The 14,772-nt window shown below is 60.3% G+C and carries 15 protein-coding genes; 7 read left to right on the top strand and 8 right to left on the bottom strand.

Annotated elements, in window-relative coordinates; genetic code table 11:
* The first annotated feature begins 115 nt into the window (after nucleotides 1–115).
* On the top strand, nucleotides 116–700 hold the full coding sequence (locus tag KGB20_RS12235; RefSeq protein WP_154860737.1) for a hypothetical protein: 585 nt from the start codon (nucleotides 116–118) through the stop codon (nucleotides 698–700).
* A 66-nt stretch (nucleotides 701–766) separates the two neighbouring features.
* Nucleotides 767–2,080, top strand: a complete 1,314-nt coding sequence (locus tag KGB20_RS12230; protein WP_154860738.1) for a PQQ-dependent sugar dehydrogenase — start codon at nucleotides 767–769, stop codon at nucleotides 2,078–2,080.
* Between the two features lie 126 nt (nucleotides 2,081–2,206).
* Here the strand turns inward: KGB20_RS12230 and KGB20_RS12225 are convergent, their stop codons facing one another.
* From KGB20_RS12225 to KGB20_RS12200, 6 genes are all read right to left on the bottom strand, one after another.
* Nucleotides 2,207–2,860 (bottom strand): O-methyltransferase, encoded by a 654-nt coding sequence (locus KGB20_RS12225; RefSeq protein WP_154860739.1) that lies wholly within the window; start codon nucleotides 2,858–2,860, stop codon nucleotides 2,207–2,209.
* An 18-nt stretch (nucleotides 2,861–2,878) separates the two neighbouring features.
* A complete protein-coding gene (locus tag KGB20_RS12220; RefSeq protein WP_057715812.1) occupies nucleotides 2,879–3,415 on the bottom strand; it encodes a C40 family peptidase in 537 nt (178 codons plus the stop codon).
* A gap of 165 nt (nucleotides 3,416–3,580) precedes the next feature.
* Nucleotides 3,581–4,213, bottom strand: coding sequence for a C40 family peptidase (locus KGB20_RS12215; RefSeq protein ID WP_057715813.1), 633 nt, complete (start codon nucleotides 4,211–4,213; stop codon nucleotides 3,581–3,583).
* 222 nt (nucleotides 4,214–4,435) lie between these two features.
* Nucleotides 4,436–5,140, bottom strand: coding sequence for a DnaA regulatory inactivator Hda (hda, locus tag KGB20_RS12210; protein ID WP_007984552.1), 705 nt, complete (start codon nucleotides 5,138–5,140; stop codon nucleotides 4,436–4,438).
* Nucleotides 5,141–5,370: 230 nt separating this feature from the next.
* Entirely contained in the window at nucleotides 5,371–6,444 is a 1,074-nt protein-coding gene (locus KGB20_RS12205; RefSeq protein ID WP_150814156.1) for an AI-2E family transporter, read from the bottom strand.
* A 36-nt stretch (nucleotides 6,445–6,480) separates the two neighbouring features.
* On the bottom strand, nucleotides 6,481–7,539 hold the full coding sequence (locus tag KGB20_RS12200) for a DUF2066 domain-containing protein (RefSeq protein ID WP_154860740.1): 1,059 nt from the start codon (nucleotides 7,537–7,539) through the stop codon (nucleotides 6,481–6,483).
* A 383-nt stretch (nucleotides 7,540–7,922) separates the two neighbouring features.
* Here KGB20_RS12200 and purM point away from each other — a divergent pair, with 383 nt between their 5' ends.
* The 5 genes from purM (at nucleotide 7,923) to KGB20_RS12175 (ending at nucleotide 11,894) form a co-directional block, all read left to right on the top strand.
* Entirely contained in the window at nucleotides 7,923–8,981 is a 1,059-nt protein-coding gene (gene purM, locus KGB20_RS12195; RefSeq protein WP_090457782.1) for a phosphoribosylformylglycinamidine cyclo-ligase, read from the top strand.
* On the top strand, nucleotides 8,981–9,631 hold the full coding sequence (purN, locus tag KGB20_RS12190) for a phosphoribosylglycinamide formyltransferase (protein ID WP_102671757.1): 651 nt from the start codon (nucleotides 8,981–8,983) through the stop codon (nucleotides 9,629–9,631). The genes purM and purN overlap by 1 nt, the downstream gene beginning before the upstream one ends.
* An 8-nt stretch (nucleotides 9,632–9,639) precedes the next feature.
* Complete coding sequence (locus KGB20_RS12185) at nucleotides 9,640–10,353, top strand: DUF3108 domain-containing protein (RefSeq protein ID WP_057715817.1); 714 nt, start codon at nucleotides 9,640–9,642, stop codon at nucleotides 10,351–10,353.
* A 201-nt stretch (nucleotides 10,354–10,554) separates the two neighbouring features.
* A complete protein-coding gene (locus KGB20_RS12180) occupies nucleotides 10,555–10,971 on the top strand; it encodes an OsmC family protein (RefSeq protein ID WP_154860741.1) in 417 nt (138 codons plus the stop codon).
* Nucleotides 10,972–11,033: 62 nt separating this feature from the next.
* Nucleotides 11,034–11,894: a pirin family protein gene (locus KGB20_RS12175; RefSeq protein ID WP_057715819.1), complete on the top strand. Its 861-nt coding sequence runs from the start codon at nucleotides 11,034–11,036 to the stop codon at nucleotides 11,892–11,894.
* A 132-nt stretch (nucleotides 11,895–12,026) separates the two neighbouring features.
* Here the strand turns inward: KGB20_RS12175 and KGB20_RS12170 are convergent, their stop codons facing one another.
* Entirely contained in the window at nucleotides 12,027–12,755 is a 729-nt protein-coding gene (locus tag KGB20_RS12170; RefSeq protein ID WP_154860742.1) for a dienelactone hydrolase family protein, read from the bottom strand.
* A gap of 67 nt (nucleotides 12,756–12,822) precedes the next feature.
* Entirely contained in the window at nucleotides 12,823–14,727 is a 1,905-nt protein-coding gene (htpG, locus tag KGB20_RS12165) for a molecular chaperone HtpG (protein WP_057716650.1), read from the bottom strand.
* Nucleotides 14,728–14,772: the final 45 nt, after the last annotated feature.

Here is a 14,772-nt window from a genome sequence, read left to right as displayed (position 1 = left end):
GGCCATCGACCGAATAACTGCCATCAATCAATAAACTGACGTCAATCTTGTGCCACGCTCCCAGCAGTGATATCAAAGAGCCACAACCTCACAACACAACAACAAGGGTGAGCCCATGCAAGGCATGATCATCAGCAATCCAAAGCTGGAATTCCTGCGCCCGGTGCTCGAACGCTGGTTCGAATGCATCGACCGTTACAACGCCGTCCGCGGTGATGGCGACACACCGTACTGGCACGACGAGAAGGCCAATCTCGGACTGCTGTCTGCCGCCGCCTGGATGGCCGAGATGGTCACACTGCAACAGACGCCCACCCGCAAGCAGACCGAAGAAGGCGAACGCAACAGCCGCGCCGACCTGCTCCTGGCCTCGCCCGAAACCCGCGCCTACATCCAGACCAGCCAGCGCTGGCCACGGGTCAACGGCCTCAATCTGACCCAGGCCCTGCTCGACATCGCCAGCGATGCCAAGCGCCTGAGCCACGCCAGCGACCTGAAACTCGGCTGCCTGTTCGTCGCCCCGCAAAAAGCCCAGCAGGGCGCCACACCGGAAGAGCTCCAGGACATGGTCGACGACCTGCAAAAGGAACACAGCTGCGCTGTCGCCTGGTATTTCCCTTATGCCTACCGCAAGTTGCGCAACGAAGCCGGCAACTATCACCCCGGCATAGCAGTGCTGTTCAAGGAGGCACGTGGCTAAGGGTTGAACCATCGGACGACAACGCGCCTCTATGATTAGAACAAGGCACTCATAGGGAAGCCCCGTATGCGCACGCCCCCGCTCGTTCTCGTTATCGCGTTCTGCGGAGGGCTCGCCGCTTGTGGCGGGACCGCCCGCCTGCAAGTCTCCGACGGCACCGGTCCTTCTCCTCAACTGCCAGAACCCGACAAAACCCTGATCCCGACCGTGAACATCGCCCCGGCCATCGGCTGGCCGAAGGGTGCGAAGCCCATCGCCGCCAATGGCACTCAAGTGGCCGCTTTTGCCGAAGACCTGGATCACCCGCGCTGGCTTTATGTACTGCCCAATGGCGATGTGCTGGTCGCGGAAACCAATGCACCCCCCAAACCCGAAGACGGCAAAGGCATTCGCGGCTGGATCATGAAGAAATTCATGGGGCGTGCCGGAGCCAGGGTGCCCAGCGCCAACCGCATCACTTTGCTGCGCGACAAGGACCACGATGGGGTCGCGGAAACCCGCACGGTGTTTCTGCAAAACCTCAACTCGCCCTTCGGCATGACCCTGGTCGGCAATGACCTGTATGTGGCCGACACTGATCGGCTGCTGCGCTTTCACTATGAAAGTGGCGATACGCAGATCAAGTCAGCGCCGGCAAAAGTGGTCGACCTGCCGGGCGGCCTGCTGAATCACCACTGGACCAAAAACGTCGTCGCCAGCAAGGACGGCAGCAAGCTGTACGTCACCGTGGGTTCCAACAGCAACGTTGCGGAACACGGCATGGACAAGGAAGAAGGTCGCGCGGCGATCTGGGAAGTGGATCGCGCCACCGGCCAGCAGCGGATCTTCGCGTCCGGCCTGCGCAACCCCAATGGCATGGCCTGGGAACCGCACAGTGGCGCGCTGTGGACCGCGGTCAACGAACGGGATGAAATCGGCAGCGACCTGGTACCCGACTACATCACCTCGGTGAAAGACGGCGCATTCTATGGCTGGCCGTACAGTTACTTCGGCCAGCATGTCGATATTCGCGTCGAGCCGCAAAACCCGGACCTGGTGGCCAAGGCTATCGCCCCGGACTACGCCGTCGGCCCGCACACGGCATCACTGGGCCTGACCTTCGCTGAAAACAGCAAACTGCCGCCGCCCTTCACCCAAGGGGCATTCATCGGGCAGCACGGCTCCTGGAACCGCAAGCCGCACAGCGGCTACAAAGTGATTTTCGTGCCCTTCCGCGCCGGCAAGCCGGTCGGGAATCCGGTTGATGTGCTCAGCGGGTTTCTCAATGGCAAGGAAGAAGCCATGGGTCGCCCGGTGGGCGTGGTGATCGACCGACAGGGTGACCTGTTGGTGGCCGATGATGTGGGGAACAAGGTGTGGCGGGTGTCGGCAGCAAAATAAATTCCAACTGCCAACATATTCCCCTGTGGGAGCGGGCTTGCTCGCGAAGGCGGTGTATCAGTCAACAGATGTGGCGTCTGACATTGCGCATTCGCGAGCAAGCCCGCTCCCACAGGGTTCAGGGGTCTAGCGTTTGCGACAGAGTGTGAGCCCATCACCCAACGGCAACAACGACAGATCCACCCGCGCATCGTCCTTCAACGCCCGGTTGAGCGCCTGGATCGCCCGGGTGTCCGCGCTCTCGGGACTGATCTCGAGCACGCGCCCGCTCCATAGCGTGTTATCGAACACCGCCAGCCCGCCGACCCGCAGCAATCGCAGGGCGTGCTCCAGATAAGCCGGGTAGTTGGCCTTGTCGGCATCGATGAAAATCAGATCGAACTGGCCTGGCTGGTCCAGCTTGCCGAGGGTTTCCAGCGCAGGCGCCAGGCGCAGATCGATGCGTCCGGCCAGCCCGGCTTCCTGCCAGTAACGCAGGGCCGTGGCGTTGTAGTCACCGGGGATATCACAGCAAATCAGCGAACCCTCAGCGGGCAATGCCGCCGCCATGCACAGTGCGCTGTAACCGGTAAAGGTGCCGACTTCGAGCAAACGCCTGGCCCCCGTCAGTTTCACCAGCAAAGCAAGAAACTGCCCCTGCTCAGGCGCCACCTGCCAGCGTGCCATCGGCAGCGCCTGGGTCTCATCGCGCAAGCGCTTGAGCAGAGGCGTTTCGCGCAGGGAAACATCGAGCAGGTATTGGTACAGGGCGTCGTCGAGATTGAGCGTGCGAGCAGTCATGACCACCAGCTCCGGAGGTTACGGATTGCGCGCCAAATGTTCAGGCTGCAGAACACGCTTGGCGCTCAGGTAAGCCTTTTGCCAATAGGCCTTGGACAGGCTGTCGAGCTTCACGGTGCCGCCGGTGGCCGGCGCATGGACGAAACGCCCCTCTCCCACATAGATGCCAGCATGACTGACCTGGGAACCGCCATTGGTGGCAAAGAAAAGCAGGTCGCCGGTCTGCAAGCCGTCCTTGCCCACATTCGCCGCTTGCATGGAGATCATCTCGCGCGTGGTACGCGGCAAGGCAATACCGGCGACATCGCGGTACACATAAGCGATCAGGCCGCTGCAATCAAATCCGGAATCCGGTGTATTGCCACCCCAGCGATAAGGCGTGCCCACCAGACCGAGCGCGCGAAACAGCACGTCTTCCGCTTCGGGTGAAAAAGCCTGTGAGGAACCAAATACGATGGGAGCGCGAACCACCGGCGCAGGAGGCGGTGTGCGGCTGGCGCAGGCACTGAGCAGCGCTGCGAAGAACATGATTGCGAGGCGGGCCGACGTCGTCATAAGCAGAACATCCTGATCTGGCTGCGGCTTTTTCTGCGGGGAGCGCAGAAAAGAAAACCGCCTGCGTGGGACGCAGGCGGTTTGCCATCATTTGTAGATCAAGATTCTAGCGGCTACACGACAAACTTCAAGTAAGACTTTAAGTTCGCCTTACTAATTGTCCGCTTATTTGCGTGCAGTGACGATTGGCGACGCGTTAGGTGCCATTGCCAGGGCGCGCTTGGCTTCGATGAAGGTCTTGCTCCAGTAGCTGTCGCCCAGGCTATCGATGCGCACACCGCCGCTGCGGCGGCTGCTGGAGTGGATGAACTGGTTGTCACCCAGGTAGATCCCGGCGTGACTGACGCGACCACGACGACCGTTGGTTGCGAAGAACAGCAGGTCGCCCGGTTCAAGCTTGCTGCGCGAGACCAGCGGAGCGTCCACGTTGATCATTTCGCGGGTGGAGCGTGGCAGGTTCATGCCCGCTTCTTCGCGGAACAGGTAACCGATGAAACCACTGCAATCGAAGCCGGCTTCAGAAGTACCGCCGAAACGGTAGCGGGTACCGATCAGGGACATGCCACGTTCGAGGATGCTGTCAGCCAGGACCGGAAGCTGGTAGGACTTGCCGCCAGCGAAGTCTGCGAGTTCTTTTTCGGTAGCCAGTTCTTCCTGGAAGAGAGCGGAAGACTGGGCGGTAGCCGAGTTTTGAACCTGCTGTTGCGGAGCCTGCTGGGCCACTGGAGTGTGGGCAGCGCAACCGAACAACAGGGTAACGAGTGCGAGAGGCACGAGGGGTGCGAAGCGATTTAGCATGGGCACGACCGTGGCTGAAAGTTGTAAAGAAGCCGAGACTATGCCCGCTATCAACCTCATTTGCAAATTCAATCGATCTTTTTGTGACTTATCCGTTTCTCGTTTACATCTAAGCGCTTAAGCCCATTTTAAACACACACGCGGCCTGCAACCTTGCAGGAAAGCGGGATTTCTGGCGCCTGAAATATGCCGAAACGGCTAAACGCCCCGGTTTCAGCGGGTTTACCAGCCGAGGGTTTCTTTCAAAAACGGGATTGTCAGCTTGCGCTGAGCCTGGAGGGAGGCCTGGTCGAGGCGCTCGAGCAACTCGAACAGCGCACTCATGCTGCGGGTACCGCGAGTCAGAATGAAATGCCCGACTTCATCGGTCAGATGCAGACCGCGACGGGATGCGCGCAATTGCAGGGCACGCAGTTTGTCCTCATCGGACAGCGGACGCATCTGGAAGATCAAGGCCAGGGTCAGGCGGGATTTGAGATCCGCCAGCTTCACCGGCAGCTCCCGAGGGGATGTCGACGCGGCAATCAGCAAGCGCCGACCGCTGTCGCGCAAGCGATTGAACAGATGAAACAGCGCCTCTTCCCAATCCGCTCGTCCGGCAACCACCTGCAAATCATCCAGGCAGACCAGCTCGTACTGTTCGAGGTTGTCGAGGATTTCAATGCCGCGATCGAGCAGCTCGGCCAACGGCAGATACACCGCCGGCTCGCCCAATTGCTCGAAGCGCAGGCAGGCGGCCTGCAACAGGTGCGTACGCCCTACCCCGTCCTTGCCCCAAAGGTAAATCAGGCTTTCGGTCCAGCCGGCGTCGGCTTCGCACAGCCGCTCGACATAGCCGAGTGCAGCGGCATTGGCGCCTGGGTAGTAGTTGATAAAGGTGGCGTCGTCACGCAGACGCACACCTAGGGGCAGCTGAATCGGTTTCATGCTGACTGAACAGTTCCAAAGGAACCGTTAGTGGCCTCTGTGTAAAGTTTGCGAAGTTTATACCCGTGAAGCGGACCGCACAATGCGACAGACCACAAGCAAAATCAAAGGTTTGCGTTAATGCATTGGTTTTGTGACAGATTCTTTGGCGGTGCATGTGACAGTCGGGCGACGCCGGCAGGCTGATCCGGCACGAACCCGGGCAGCCCGCCATCGGCTATCGACGGCCCTTACAGCTGCGGCTCGTCGGCCCTCCCGTAGATTTCAGAATCCTTATACAAATCATGCACATGGCGCACCAGCACCATGATCACCGCGGCGACCGGCAATGCCAGCAACACGCCGGTAAAGCCAAACAGCTCACCACCGGCCAGGATCGAGAAAATCACCGCCACCGGGTGCAGACCAATCCGGTCACCGACCAGCAACGGCGTCAGCACCATACCCTCCAGCGCCTGGCCGACCATGAACACCGCGACAATGCCGAGCATTGGATAAAGATCACCACCGAACTGGAACAGCCCCGCAAGCAGCGCCGCGCCAATGCCGATGATAAACCCCATGTACGGCACGATCGCCGCCAGACCGGCAATCAGGCCAATCAGCAGACCCAGTTCCAACCCGACCAGCATCAGGCCTGCTGCGTAGATCACACCCAAGGCCACCATCACCAGCAGCTGTCCGCGCACGAACGCTCCGAGCACTTCATGGCATTCACCCGCCAGCGACACCGCGCGCGCTTCACGATCACGGGGCAGCAGGCTGCGGACCTTGGCCATCATCAGGTCCCAATCCCGCAACAGGTAGAAGCTCACCACCGGAATCAACACCAGGTTCGCCAGCCAGCCGATCAACGCCAGCCCCGAGGCCGTGGCATGGCTCAACACCACACCGACAACATCAGTGGTCTGACTCATATGCTCGCTGATGGCGGCCTTGAGCTTGTCGAACTTCCAGAAACCGTCCGACAGGCCGAACTTCGATTGCGCCCAGGGCAACGCCGTGTGCTGCAGCCAGTCGAGCATTTGCGGGGCCAGCTCATACAAACGAAACAACTGCCTGGCGAGCAAGGGCACCAACACCAACAGCAGCGCGGTGAAGATCAATGTAAACAGGGTAAACACCGCCACGACACCCCAGGTTCTGGACAGGCCTGCCTTCTCCAGCCGATCCACCAGCGGGTCGAACAGGTAGGCCAACAGCAGCGCCACCAGGAACGGCGTCAGGATCGGATGCAACAACCAGACAAACACACACAGCAGGACCACCCCGCCGAGCCAGAACCAACGCCGCGTATCGGCCATGAACCACTCCATTGCTTCTATATAAAGAAAGAAAAACTACCAGCGAAAACGTAGCTGCGGGATCGGGGCCGGTGCGGCGGCTGGCACCGGGCTGCCGGTGGCTGGCTGAACGGGCGCGACCGGGGCCGGGGCCGTGGCCTGACCCACCGGCGCCTCCTGCAGTCTGGCCAGCGACAGTTGCGCACGCAACTGATCGACGCTGCCATTGACCCGATAAAGAATCCGGTCACCGTCGACACTGCGCACACGCCCGCCAAACGGTTCCAGCAATCGTCCGAGCGACGCGTAGCGCTCAAGATTCATGCCTTGCACTTCCAGCAATTGCTCGCTCGAAGCACCCGGCCTGGCGACAAACCGCGGCGCCAGGCGCTCGTTGACCGCCAGCATTACCGCATCGGCCACGGCGGCCTGATCGGCGCCCTGCACACTGCCGGCCTCTTTTTTATCCCCCAGCCACAATTGCCACTTGGCTTGCCATTGCCCGCCCTCTTCCCTGGCGTGTACCGCAAGCAGGGCGTCGGCATTGTAGCGTTCCGATGCCGCATGCAAAGGTGCGGGATCTGCGCCCTCCAGGTTCGGCGCGGTTGCGACGATCTGTTCGTTCAGGTCCGCCAATGGCAAGCGCAATGGCAAGCCCCGATGCTGGGCAGCCCGACGCAGTGGCGCCGCGCTGGCCTGGCCGTCGCCCACCAGGCTCGAACCCTCGGTGGAATCATTCAACCACCAGCCGAGGATCGACGGCCGATTGGCCCCCCACATGGCCAGGCCGGCGCGGCGCAAGGCCTGCTCGGTGGTACCCGGATCGAAATCGACCTTCAGGACTTCCGGGGGCCCGGCCTCAAAGCCGTATTGGCTGATGATCTGTTGCGGGTCTTTGCGAATCGCTGCCAACCCCGGACTTTGAGCGGCTTTGGGGTCGCCGGTCAGGCGCAGTACCAATGTGTCCAACGCACGCTGAGTCGCCTGGTCGCGCTCCTCGGGCGACTGGCCATTCACCGGCTCGCGCACCAGGTAAAGGCCTTTGACGGTTTCGGCTTGACTGACCAGGCTGACCACTGACAAACAACTCACAAGCAAGAATTTACAGAAACGCATGGAGGATTCCTGACGACAAGAGCGGCTGGAACAGACCGCATGAAGACGATCGAGCAAGACTGTGACCGTTGCCCGACGCAAAACATTCACACGTTCCGGGTAAGTTTTCGCACTGTCATAACGATAGACGGTTAATGCGATACCTTATACAGCCATGCAGGATGCCACCGACACCGCGCATTAACGGTTTTTTTGAACGGATATGGCCCTGCTGTCGGCCTGAGGATGGCCGCTGCGGCTCAAGCCTGATAAAATCGCGCGCCTTCGCAGACCGGCAACAGCCGGGCACCCTGAAATTCGTGCATGGCCCTCGCCTTCGCCTGTTTCGGCGGTCCCGATGGACTCGGTCGTTACCCAGAAATCCCCCCCTAAAGGCCTGGATCATGAGCAAGCAACCCTCCCTGAGCTACAAGGACGCCGGTGTAGACATCGACGCCGGTGAAGCATTGGTCGAACGCATCAAGAGCGTCGCCAAGCGCACTGCGCGCCCGGAAGTCATGGGCGGCCTGGGCGGTTTCGGCGCCCTCTGCGAAATCCCGGCCGGCTACAAGCAGCCTGTGCTGGTTTCCGGTACTGACGGCGTCGGCACCAAGCTGCGCCTGGCACTGAATCTGAACAAGCACGACAGCATCGGCATCGACCTGGTTGCCATGTGCGTCAACGACCTGGTGGTGTGCGGTGCCGAGCCGCTGTTCTTCCTCGACTACTATGCAACCGGCAAACTGAACGTCGACACCGCTGCCCAGGTTGTGACCGGCATCGGCGCTGGCTGCGAACTGTCGGGCTGCTCGCTGGTTGGCGGCGAAACCGCTGAAATGCCGGGCATGTACGAAGGTGAAGACTACGACCTGGCCGGTTTCTGCGTCGGCGTCGTGGAAAAATCCGAAATCATCGACGGTTCCAAGGTTGCTGCCGGCGATGCCCTGCTCGCCCTGCCGTCTTCCGGCCCGCACTCCAACGGCTACTCGCTGATCCGCAAGATCATCGAAGTATCCGGCGCCGACATCGAGAACATCCAGCTCGACGGCAAGCCGCTGACCGACCTGCTGATGGCCCCGACCCGTATCTACGTGAAGCCGCTGCTCAAGCTGATCAAGGAAACCGGCGCTGTCAAAGCCATGGCCCACATCACTGGCGGCGGTCTGCTGGACAACATCCCGCGCGTTCTGCCAAAAGGCGCTCAAGCCGTGGTTGACGTGGCAAGCTGGAACCGCCCGGCAGTGTTCGACTGGCTGCAAGAGAAAGGCAACGTTGACGAGAACGAAATGCACCGCGTGCTGAACTGCGGCGTGGGCATGGTCATCTGCGTGGCTCAGGAGCACGTTGAAGCCGCCCTGAACGTTCTGCGCGAAGCTGGCGAGCAGCCTTGGGTCATCGGCCAGATCTCCACCGCTGCCGAAGGCGCAGCTCAGGTTGAACTGAAGAACCTCAAGGCTCACTGATGCCTAAGACCTGTGATGTCGTGGTGCTGTTGTCCGGCACCGGCAGTAACTTGCAGGCCCTGATCGACAGCACGCGGACCGGCGACAGCCCGGTCCGCATCGCTGCGGTGATTTCCAACCGCGCCGACGCCTACGGCCTGCAACGCGCCAGGGACGCGGGTATCGACACCCGCGCCCTGGATCACAAGGCTTTCGAAGGTCGCGAGGCCTTCGACGCCGCGCTGATCGAACTGATCGACGCCTTCAATCCCAAACTCGTGGTACTCGCCGGATTCATGCGCATTCTCAGCGCTGGTTTCGTACGCCACTATCAGGGTCGCCTGCTCAATATCCATCCCTCGCTGCTACCCAAATACAAAGGGTTACACACCCATGAGCGCGCGCTGGAGGCTGGCGACACCGAGCACGGCTGCTCCGTGCACTTCGTCACCGAGGAACTCGATGGCGGACCACTGGTCGTACAAGCTGTAATACCGGTAGAGTTACAGGATTCGCCGCAGAGTCTGGCGCAGCGGGTCCATGTTCAGGAACACCTGATCTACCCGATGGCCGTACGCTGGTTTGCCGAAGGTCGTCTAGCCCTCGGCGAGCAAGGTGCTTTACTGGATGGACAGTTACTCGCGGCCAGCGGCCACTTGATTCGAAACTAGGAGATTTTATGCGTCGCGCCCTGCTCTTCGCTTGCGCTCTGCTCGCCTTGCCCTTCGCCCAGGCGGCAGACCTTCAACCTTTCTCCGCCAGCTACACCGCCGACTGGAAACAGCTGCCCATGAGTGGCACTGCCGAGCGCAGCCTGACCAAGGAAGCCAACGGCGTCTGGAAGCTCAGCTTCAAGGCTTCGATGATGATCGCCAGCCTGTCCGAAGAAAGCACCCTGACCGTGGACAAGGACACCTTGCTGCCCCAGTCCTACCACTTCGAGCGTGGCGGTTTGGGCAAAGCCAAGAAAGCCGACCTGGATTTCGACTGGGCCGCGAAAAAGGTCACCGGCACCGATCGTGGTGACGCGGTCGATATTCCGCTGAACCGCGGCATGGTCGACAAATCCACCTATCAACTGGCGCTGCAACATGACGTGGCTGCCGGCAAAAAGAGCATGAGCTATCAGGTTGTCGATGATGGCGAAGTCGATACCTATGACTTCCGTGTGCTGGGCTCGGAAAAAGTCGACACCAAGGCTGGCCAGATCGATGCGATCAAGGTCGAGCGCGTACGCGATCCGACGCAAAGCAAGCGCATCACCGTGCTGTGGTTCGCCAAGGATTGGGACTACCTGCTGGTCCGCCTGCAACAGGTCGAAACCGACGGCAAGGAATACAACATCATGCTCCTGGACGGCACGGTCAACGGCAAGCCAGTCAAAGGCAGCTGATCCGGATCGAGACCTGTAGGAGCGAGCTTGCTCGCGATGGACTTTAACGATGACTCGCCCTGGCGGATACACGCAGTGCCAGTGAGATCATCGCAAGCAAGCTCGCTCCTACAGATTGGAACACCCGACAAACGCGATGGCTCTACACCTTCAAGGTCCTTTTTGATCGAATGAGTTTTCCTGTCGCCTGCGAGGTTTGCCATGACTGTTACCGTCAATACCGTTTCTGCCGAAGGTTTGCGCCACAGCGTCCAGATCGATGACCACGAACTCTTCGCCGACGCGCCCGTCACGGCTGGCGGAGAGGGCTCGGCGCCGGAGCCACACGATTATTTCGATGCCGCGCTGGGTGCCTGCAAAGCCCTGACCCTGAAGCTGTATGCCAGGAAGAAAGACATCCCGCTGACCGGTGTCGGCGTCGAGGTCAAGCGCGACAACAGCCTGGAACAGAAAGGCCAGTACGCGCTGCACGTCAAGCTGACCCTCAAGGGCGTACTCACCGACGCCCAGCGCGATGAACTGCACCGCGTCGCCGATCGCTGCCCGATCCACAAGCTGATGACCACCTCTGAAGTCAGCATCGAAACGCATTTGTCCGAAGGCACGTTCAGCCAATAGCGGCAAGGGTTGCCCAAGCGGGTTATGCTCGAACGCATTACCCGCTCAGCCTGGAACGCACCATGAACACTCCGCTCGTGATCCGCCCCCGCACCGAAGATGTCGAGGGCCAGCCGATTCTCCGCCCGCTGCCATCGGCCAAGTGCCGCAGCGTCGGGCCATTCGTGTTTTTCGACCACATGCTGGAAACCCGTTATCCACCGGGCAAAGGCATGAACATCCGCCAGCATCCACACATTGGCCTGTCCACCCTCACCTACTTGTTCCAGGGGCAGATCCAGCACAAGGACAGCCTTGGTTCCGATCAAGTGGTCGGGACTGGCGACGTCAGCTGGATGACGGCCGGCAGCGCCATCGCCCACGTCGAACGCACGCCCGAGGCTCTGAAGGAAAGCGGCTTCACGATGCACGGCTTGCAGATCTGGCTGGCATCACCCAAGGATAAAGAACAGGGTCCGGGGCATTACAGCCACCATCCAGCGTCCACATTGCCGGTCAGCGAAAACCTGGGGGTGAAGATTCGCATGATTGCCGGGTCAGGCTTTTGCCTGGAATCGCCAGTGCCAGTGCTTTCTCCTACGCTGTACGCGGAACTGCACCTGCAAACGGCGACGACATTGCTGATTCCCACGGAGCATGAAGAACGTGCGCTGTATGTGTTGAGTGGCGAAGTGCAACTCGATGGCGAGCCAATAGAGCCGTACTCGCTGGTGGTACTGCCTGCGGGGGAAGAGATGACACTGTTTGCCGAAAGCGACAGTCACGCCGTGTTGTTCGGCGGTGCTCCGCTGGACGGGCCACGGCGGATCAACTGGAATTTTGTCGCGAGCGATCCGGCGGCGATTGATGAAGCGCGCCGGCGTTGGGCGGCCGGGGATTGGCCGACGGTGCCGGGGGAAGTTGAGAGGATCGAACTGCCCTGAGATTTTAGTTACCTGTGGAACCGCCTTCGCGAGCAAGCCCGCTCCCACATTGGAACGCGGTTAAATGTGGGAGCGGGCTTGCTCGCGAAGAGGCCGGTTCAGGCTCTGACAAAGTCGGTGTCAGGCAACAGATCAGCCCTTGAACACTTCATCCAGCAGATTGTGCATCGACGTGAACGCCCGGGCGGCCACCTTGGCGTCATACATCATCATGCCCGGCACATTGGCGTGCGGGTCGGTGAACGAGTGGAACGCACCGCCGTAGCTCAGCAACTGCCAGTCCACACCCGCCGCGTTCATTTCGTCTTCGAACGCCGGCAACTGCTCCTTCGGCACCAATGGATCGGATGCGCCATGCAGCACCAGGACCTTACCCTTGATGTTTTTCGCATCGGCCGGATTCGGTGTGTCCAGCGTGCCGTGGAACGACACCGCGACCTTCACCGGCGCGCCGGTACGGGCAAACTCCAGGGCGCAGCAACCGCCGAAGCAGAAACCGAAAGTGGCCAGTTTCGAAGTATCGACAGCCACTTCACCCTGGCTTTGCAGCTGTTCGAACGCCACCTGCATGCGCTTGCGCAGCAATGGGCGATCATTCTTCAACGGCATCATGGCCGCGCCGGCCTCGTCATTGTTCGTCGGTCGAACCGATTGGCCGTAAAGGTCTGCAATCAACACCACATAACCCTTGGCAGCTACCGACTTGGCGATCTCCTCGGCACCGGCGCCGACGCCCATCCAGTTCGGCGCCATCAACAAACCCGGGCGCGGGCCTTTATGGTCGGCATCGAAGGCCAGACGGCTTTCGTAAGCCTGGCCGTCAATCTGATAGGCAACGGAACGTACAGTGATTTGGCTCATTTCTGACTCCTGATGTTTTAGCACCGAAATGAAAAAACCCGCCGAAGCGGGTTTTTCTACAACACCGTCAGGCCGATAGCTCGACCAACAGCTTGTTCAGACGGCGTACATAGGCCGCCGGGTCTTTCAAGCTGTCGCCGGCCGCCAGGGCCGCCTGATCGAAGAGGATGTGCGACAGGTCGCCGAAGCGCTCGTCGCTCTGCTCGTTGTCGAGCTTCTCGATCAGCGGGTGAGCCGGGTTGAATTCGAAGATCGGCTTCGAATCCGGAACCTTCTGACCGCTGGCTTCCAGGATCTGGCGCATCTGCAAGCCCAAGTCCTGCTCGCCGATGGCCAGGATTGCCGGGGAGTCGGTCAGGCGATGGGAAACCCGCACTTCAGCAACGGACTCGCCCAATGCGGTTTTCAGACGCTCGACCAGACCTTCTTTGGCCTTGGCGACTTCTTCCGCGGCCTTCTTGTCCTCTTCCGAGTCCAGGTTGCCCAGGTCCAGGTCACCGCGCGCCACGTCGACAAAGCTCTTGCCGTCGAAATCGCTGAGGTAGCTCATCAGCCACTCGTCGATACGATCGGTCAACAGCAGCACTTCGATGCCTTTCTTGCGGAAGACTTCCAGGTGCGGGCTGTTCTTGACCTGGGCGTAGGTTTCGCCGGTCAGGTAGTAGATCTTGTCCTGACCTTCCTTGGCGCGCGCCAGGTACTCGGCCAGACCAACAACCTGCTCGCCATCGTCGCCATGGGTCGATGCGAAACGCAGCAGGCCGGCGATTTTCTCCTTGTTGGCGAAATCTTCTGCCGGGCCCTCTTTCATGACCTGGCCGAAGTTCTTCCAGAAGCCCTTGTATTGCTCAGGCTCGTTCTTCGCCAGTTTTTCCAGCATGTCCAGGACGCGCTTGGTCAGCGCCGACTTCATCGAGTCGATGATCGGATCTTTCTGCAGGATTTCCCGCGACACGTTCAGCGACAGGTCGTTGGAATCGACCACGCCCTTGATGAAGCGCAGGTACAGCGGCAGGAAGGACTCGGCCTGATCCATGACGAACACGCGCTGCACGTACAGCTTCAGGCCTTTCGGCGCCTCACGCTGGTACAGGTCGAACGGCGCACGGGTCGGCACGTACAGCAATGAGCTGTATTCGAGCTTGCCTTCGACCTTGTTGTGGCTCCAGCTCAGCGGATTTTCGAAATCGTGAGCGATGTGCTTGTAGAACTCCTGGTATTCCTCGTCCTTGATCTCGGTACGCGGACGGGTCCACAGGGCGCTGGCGCGGTTGACGGTTTCCCACTCAACGGCCGGCTGCTCTTCACCTTCGGCAGCGGCCACTTCTTTCGGCAGCTCGATCGGCAAAGCGATGTGGTCGGAGTACTTCTTGATGATGTTGCGCAGACGCCAGCCATCGGCGAACTCGTCTTCACCGGACTTCAGGTGCAGGACGATGCGAGTGCCGCGCTCGGCCTTGTCGACGGTTGCGACTTCGAAATCGCCTTCGCCTTTGGACGACCAATGCACGCCTTCGCTGGCCGGGCTGCCGGCGCGACGGCTGAACACATCAACTTTGTCGGCGACGATGAAGGCGGAGTAGAAACCGACACCGAACTGGCCGATCAGGTGCGAGTCTTTCTTCTGGTCGCCGGTCAGGTGCTTCATGAAATCGGCGGTGCCGGACTTGGCGATGGTACCCAGGTGGGTGATCGCGTCTTCGCGGCTCATGCCAATACCGTTGTCTTCGAGGGTGACGGTTTTAGCGTCCTTGTCGAAGCTCACACGGATTTTCAGTTCGGCGCCACCTTCCAGCAGCTCTGGCTTGGCCAGGGCTTCGAAACGTAACTTGTCGACAGCGTCAGAGGCGTTCGAGATCAATTCGCGAAGGAAAATTTCCTTGTTGGAATACAGCGAATGGATCATGAGATGCAGCAGCTGCTTCACCTCGGTCTGGAAGCCCAGGGTTTCCTTTTGAGTTTCCACACTCATGGTCATCAAACTCCAATCAGATGGCATAAGCCGCGACCTTGAGGA

Source organism: Pseudomonas sp. BF-R-30, from assembly GCF_019956175.1.
GTDB classification, from domain to species: Bacteria; Pseudomonadota; Gammaproteobacteria; order Pseudomonadales; family Pseudomonadaceae; genus Aquipseudomonas; species Aquipseudomonas jessenii.
Note: the sequence above shows the minus strand (reverse complement) of the source record. Positions and strands in the feature narration are given on the sequence as shown.

Bases quoted from the DNA above. Each gene is read 5' to 3' on its own strand.
- KGB20_RS12180 (WP_154860741.1), top strand. From the start codon at position 10,555: ATGACTGTTACCGTCAATACCGTTTCTGCCGAAGGTTTGCGCCACAGC.
- KGB20_RS12185 (WP_057715817.1), top strand. From the start codon at position 9,640: ATGCGTCGCGCCCTGCTCTTCGCTTGCGCTCTGCTCGCCTTGCCCTTC.
- KGB20_RS12175 (WP_057715819.1), top strand. From the start codon at position 11,034: ATGAACACTCCGCTCGTGATCCGCCCCCGCACCGAAGATGTCGAGGGC.
- purN (WP_102671757.1), top strand. From the start codon at position 8,981: ATGCCTAAGACCTGTGATGTCGTGGTGCTGTTGTCCGGCACCGGCAGT.
- KGB20_RS12230 (WP_154860738.1), top strand. From the start codon at position 767: ATGCGCACGCCCCCGCTCGTTCTCGTTATCGCGTTCTGCGGAGGGCTC.
- KGB20_RS12205 (WP_150814156.1), bottom strand. From the start codon at position 6,444: ATGGCCGATACGCGGCGTTGGTTCTGGCTCGGCGGGGTGGTCCTGCTG.
- KGB20_RS12235 (WP_154860737.1), top strand. From the start codon at position 116: ATGCAAGGCATGATCATCAGCAATCCAAAGCTGGAATTCCTGCGCCCG.
- purM (WP_090457782.1), top strand. From the start codon at position 7,923: ATGAGCAAGCAACCCTCCCTGAGCTACAAGGACGCCGGTGTAGACATC.
- KGB20_RS12215 (WP_057715813.1), bottom strand. From the start codon at position 4,213: ATGCTAAATCGCTTCGCACCCCTCGTGCCTCTCGCACTCGTTACCCTG.
- KGB20_RS12200 (WP_154860740.1), bottom strand. From the start codon at position 7,539: ATGCGTTTCTGTAAATTCTTGCTTGTGAGTTGTTTGTCAGTGGTCAGC.
- hda (WP_007984552.1), bottom strand. From the start codon at position 5,140: ATGAAACCGATTCAGCTGCCCCTAGGTGTGCGTCTGCGTGACGACGCC.
- KGB20_RS12225 (WP_154860739.1), bottom strand. From the start codon at position 2,860: ATGACTGCTCGCACGCTCAATCTCGACGACGCCCTGTACCAATACCTG.
- KGB20_RS12220 (WP_057715812.1), bottom strand. From the start codon at position 3,415: ATGACGACGTCGGCCCGCCTCGCAATCATGTTCTTCGCAGCGCTGCTC.
- KGB20_RS12170 (WP_154860742.1), bottom strand. From the start codon at position 12,755: ATGAGCCAAATCACTGTACGTTCCGTTGCCTATCAGATTGACGGCCAG.
- htpG (WP_057716650.1), bottom strand. From the start codon at position 14,727: ATGAGTGTGGAAACTCAAAAGGAAACCCTGGGCTTCCAGACCGAGGTG.